The organism is Actinomycetospora sp., from assembly GCF_055612215.1.
Genome location: NZ_JBVPVA010000677.1, coordinates 1 through 4,363, shown reverse-complemented (window position 1 = coordinate 4,363; position 4,363 = coordinate 1). Strand labels below are relative to the sequence as shown.

Here is a 4,363-nt window from a genome sequence, read left to right as displayed (position 1 = left end):
CGTGGAGCACAACCGCGGCCACCACGTCCGCGTCGCCACCCCGGAGGACCCGGCGAGCTCCCGCTTCGGCGAGAACTTCTGGACCTCGTTCCTGCCCCGCACCGTCTGGGGCAGCCTGCGCAGCTCCTGGCACCTCGAGGTGCGCAAGTTCTCCCGCCACGAGCAGAACCCGTGGAGCCTGCGCAACGACATCCTCGTCTCGTGGGCGATGACGATCGTGCTGTTCACCGCGCTGTGCCTCGGGTTCGGCGTCGGCGTGCTGCCGTGGCTGCTCGTGCAGGCGGTCGTCGGGTTCACGCTGCTGGAGATCGTGAACTACCTGGAGCACTACGGGCTCAAGCGGGCGCGCCGAGACGACGGGCGCTACGAGCGCGTGGACCCGCGCCACAGCTGGAACGCCGACCACACCGTGTCGAACCTGCTGCTCTACCAACTGCAGCGCCACTCCGACCACCACGCGAACCCAGTCCGGCGCTACCAGACGCTCCGCCACTTCGAGGAGTCCCCGCAGCTCCCGTCGGGCTACGGGACGATGATCGTCGTCGCGGTCTTCCCGCCGCTGTGGCGCCGGCTCATGGACCCGAAGGTCGTCGCGCACTACGACGGCGACCTCACGCAGGCCAACATCGCGCCCCGCAAGCGCGCGAAGATCCTGGCGCGCTACGGGCTGACCGACAGCGAGTAGGAGAGCACGTTCCCGACGAGGGCCCGCACCCGATCCCCGGGGGCGGGCCCGTCGTCGTCGCGGGCGAACGGCTCGAACAGGGCGCGGTAGTACAGCGGCGCCAGCACCCCGTCGACGACGCTGCTCTCGTCCGGCACGTCACCGCCGCGCCGCCGCTCGTGGTCGAGCATTGCGGCGATCTGCGCCCGACGATCCCCGGTGCAGGCGCACGACGCCGCTTCGCCCGCCCCGATCGACGCGCGCATGAGGGCGAGCGTGTCCGGGTCCTCGAGGTCGCGCGCCACGTCGGTCGCCCAGCGCTCCAGGTCGCCGGCCAGGGTCCCGGTGTCGGGCACGACGACGTCGCCCGTGAACCGGTGCTCGGCAACCGCGGCGAGCAGATCCGCGAGCGAGCCCCAGCGCCGGTACACCGTGGTCGCGTGCACGCCCGCCCGGGCGGCGATCACGGGGATGGTCAGGTCCTCGGTGCGCACGCCCTCCGCCACCAGGTCCTGCACCGCGCGGTGCACGGCGGCGCGCACCCGCGCCGACCGACCGCCCGGACGCGTCCCGGCGCCCTCGATCCCGTTCACCGCTGCTCCCACCTGCCTGATCCTTCCACGTCGTCGGAATGAACGCAGCGATCGCTGCCTTAGTCATGCTAGCGTCGCCGACGTACTAATGCAGCGATCGTTGCGATCGCACCCACGAGGGAGCCCCATGCACCCGAGAACGCGTGCCCGGCTGTTCGCGGCCGTGGGCGGCATCGTCGTCCTCTTCCCGGCCGCCTCCAGCGCGCCGAGCCCGCTCTACCCGCTCTACCAGCAGATCTTCGGGTTCTCGGCCGCGACGCTGACCGTCGTCTTCGCGGTCTACGTCGCCGGCCTGCTGGCCTCGCTGCTCGTCATCGGGGCGCTGTCGGACCACATCGGGCGCAAGCCGGTCCTGGTCGGGGCCCTGCTGCTCGAGGCCGTCTCGTTCGCGGTGTTCCTCGGGGCCGGCGGGGTGGGCGCCCTGCTCGTCGCGCGGGTGCTGCAGGGCATCGCCACCGGGGCCGCGATCACGACCCTGGGAGCCACGATGGTCGACCTCGCCCCGCCCGAGGCGCTGCACCGGGCCGGGATGGTCACCGGCGTCGGGACGCTCGCAGGACTGGCCGCCGGCGCGGTGGGCGCCGGTGCCCTGACCCAGTTCGCCCCGGCCCCCACCCGCCTGGTGTGGATCGTGCTGCTCGGACTGCTCGCCGTCTCGGCGGTCGTCGTCGCGGTACTGCCCGAGACGGCCGCGCGACGGCCGGGCGGGTGGGCCTCCCTCGTGCCGCGCGTGGGCGTGGCGCCGCGGCTGCGCGGCGAGGTGCTCGCGGTGACCCCGGTGCTCGTCACCAGCTGGGCGCTGGGCGGGCTCTACCTCTCGCTCGGGCCGTCGATCGCGGCCACGCTGCTCGGGGAGTCGTCCCGGCTGATCGGCGGCCTCGTGGTGACCCTGCTGTGCGGCACCGGGGCGCTCGCGTCGTTCCTGCTGCGCGACCGCCCGGTCCGCTCCCTGATCGCCCCTGCGGCCGGCCTGCTCGCCACCGGGACCGCCGTGACCCTCGTGGGCTTCGCGCTCGCCTCGCTGGCGCTGACCGCCCTCGGGACCGTGGTGGCCGGTGTCGGCTTCGGCGCCGCGGCGCTCGCCTGCTTCGGCGTCTTCGCCGAGATCGCCGGCCCCGGCGAGCGCGGCGAGCTCTTCGCGGTCGCCTACGTCATCTCGTACACGGCGTTCTCGCTGCCCGCGGTCGCCGCAGGGATCGGCAGCGGCCTCGTTGGGCTCGCGACGGCGGCCGAGGTCTACGGCGCCGTCGTCGTCCTCCTGGGGGCCGGATCGGTCGTCCTGACGCTGGCCCGGAGCCGCCGCCGTGCGGCCCAGCCGGTTCCGGCGGGCGTCTGTGGAGCGCCCGAGAGCTAGGGGAGGCCACGGCGAGTCACTACCCCTCCCTCGTCCGGGCGATCAGTCCCCGGATGAGCGGTCACAACGGGTGTTCACTCGCCCAGCTGAGCCGAACCTGAGAATAGGAACCCTTGACTATTTCTTGGGTTCGGAGCTCGCTGCTTGACCTCGTCTTTGGTAGACACACAGACATGTGCTTTTCGCTGGGCCGGCTGACAGCTGGCTCACAGGTGGCTCTTAAGTTGTGACCACATCGTGACCTCGCCTTCGTCACCCGACGAGGGGTTGTTTCCTTCCCCGAGAGGAACCATCGATGGGCCACTTCAGCCTTCTCGAGCACTGCACGCCGCCGCGGCACCGCCACCACCACCACCGCAGCTGCCACTGCCACGAGTGCAAGCCGCCGCAGCAGGAGTGCTGCGAGCCCAAGCCCTGCCACACCAAGAAGCACCACTGCGACTGATCTCGTCGTGACCGGTCCCGAGGCGGGCGGGCTGTCCGCCTCCGGGACCAACCACGCGGCCCGGCGCTGACCGGACCGCATCAGGGCTGTGCTGCCCGGCCCGGCGGCCGACCGTCCCACACGGGAGGGCGGTCGCCGGGCCGGGCACCCCGGGCTCTCGGCCCGGGTCGTTCGAGGGGAGACGGTGGGCGCGCACTCGACGCTGGTGGACGGGACGTCGCCGGTGGGCCATGACGAGGCCCCCGCGACGGAGAGCGGTGGCGTCGGGGGCGCCGCAGCTCCCTCCCGGGACCCCGCGGGCAGCAGCGCGTCCACGTCCGCCCCGAGCGGACGTGACGGTTCCTCCGGGGCGGCGCCGGACTACGGCGACGCCCCGGAGGCGCCGGCCATGACCTTGCGCGCGATCTTCCGCCGGTTCTGGCCGTACACGAAGTCCGACCGCTCCAAGCTCGTCTTCGCCTTCCTCGCGATGGCCGCCTCGACGGCCTGCGACACCTACGTGGTCACGATGTTCGCCCGGATCGTCGACGGCGCGACCGTGGCCCACTCGATGTCCGCGGTCTGGCCCTCGGCGATCGAGTGGCTGGTGCTGACCGCCGTCGGGGGCCTGCTCTCGGTGCTCGGCGGGTTCCTGCTCGTCGGCGCCGCGGAGCGCTTCGTCTTCCGCCTGCGCCACGAGGTCTTCGCGCACCTGCAACGTCTCGGCCCGCGCTTCCTCGGCGAGCACGCCACCGGCGACCTCATGTCCCGGCTGACCAGCGACGTCGACGGCGTCGAGGGCCTCGCCTCGACGGGGATCGTCACCACGATCATCGCGGTGGGCACCGCCATCGCCTACGCCGCCGCCGCCGTCCTCGTGCAGTGGCAGCTGGCGGTCATCGTCGTCGCCCTGGTCCCGCTGATGTGGCTGACCAGCCGCATCACCGGCCGGTTCACCAAGACCGCGGCCCGGACCGAGCGGCGCGCCGCCGGCGAGGTCGGCTCCGCCGTCGAGCAGGCGCTGTCCAACCTGCCCCTCGTGCAGGCCTACGGCACCGAGAAGATCGAGAGCGACCGGCTCGACCACCACGGCGAGGTGTGGTGGCGGGCCCGCGCTCGCGAGAGCCGCCTGCAGATGATCTACGCGCCGATCACCACGCTCATCCAGAGCGGTGCCCTGCTCGCGGTCCTGATCGCCGGGGCGGCGTTCATCGCCGCGGGCGAGCTGACCGTCGGGGGCCTCTTCGGGTTCGCCGCCTACCTCGGCTACCTCTACCCGCCGCTCTCCCAGCTCGGATCGCTGCACCTGTCCGTCACCTCGGCGTCGG

Annotated in this window: 5 protein-coding genes; 4 read left to right on the top strand and 1 reads right to left on the bottom strand. The window is 72.8% G+C overall.

Annotated elements, in window-relative coordinates; translation table 11 throughout:
* Window positions 1-685, top strand: a 685-nt coding sequence (locus AC0CYZ_RS18605; RefSeq protein ID WP_472217995.1) for an alkane 1-monooxygenase, incomplete at its 5' end; no start/stop codon positions are given.
* Here AC0CYZ_RS18605 and AC0CYZ_RS18600 read toward each other — a convergent pair.
* Complete coding sequence (locus AC0CYZ_RS18600) at window positions 661-1,269, bottom strand: TetR/AcrR family transcriptional regulator (RefSeq protein ID WP_472217994.1); 609 nt, start codon at window positions 1,267-1,269, stop codon at window positions 661-663. The two genes, AC0CYZ_RS18605 and AC0CYZ_RS18600, sit on opposite strands and share 25 nt — an antisense overlap.
* 115 nt (window positions 1,270-1,384) lie before the next feature.
* Here AC0CYZ_RS18600 and AC0CYZ_RS18595 point away from each other — a divergent pair, with 115 nt between their 5' ends.
* The 3 genes from AC0CYZ_RS18595 to AC0CYZ_RS18585 all read left to right on the top strand — a co-directional run.
* Entirely contained in the window at window positions 1,385-2,611 is a 1,227-nt protein-coding gene (locus AC0CYZ_RS18595) for an MFS transporter (protein WP_472217992.1), read from the top strand.
* Window positions 2,612-2,906: 295 nt separating this feature from the next.
* Window positions 2,907-3,056: a hypothetical protein gene (locus AC0CYZ_RS18590; protein WP_472217990.1), complete on the top strand. Its 150-nt coding sequence runs from the start codon at window positions 2,907-2,909 to the stop codon at window positions 3,054-3,056.
* Window positions 3,057-3,240: 184 nt separating this feature from the next.
* Window positions 3,241-4,363: ABC transporter transmembrane domain-containing protein (locus tag AC0CYZ_RS18585; protein ID WP_472217988.1), on the top strand; the 1,123-nt coding region annotated here is incomplete at its 3' end.

Coding starts and splice junctions, on each gene's coding strand:
- AC0CYZ_RS18590 (WP_472217990.1), top strand. CDS start 2,907: ATGGGCCACTTCAGCCTTCTCGAGCACTGCACGCCGCCGCGGCACCGC.
- AC0CYZ_RS18595 (WP_472217992.1), top strand. CDS start 1,385: ATGCACCCGAGAACGCGTGCCCGGCTGTTCGCGGCCGTGGGCGGCATC.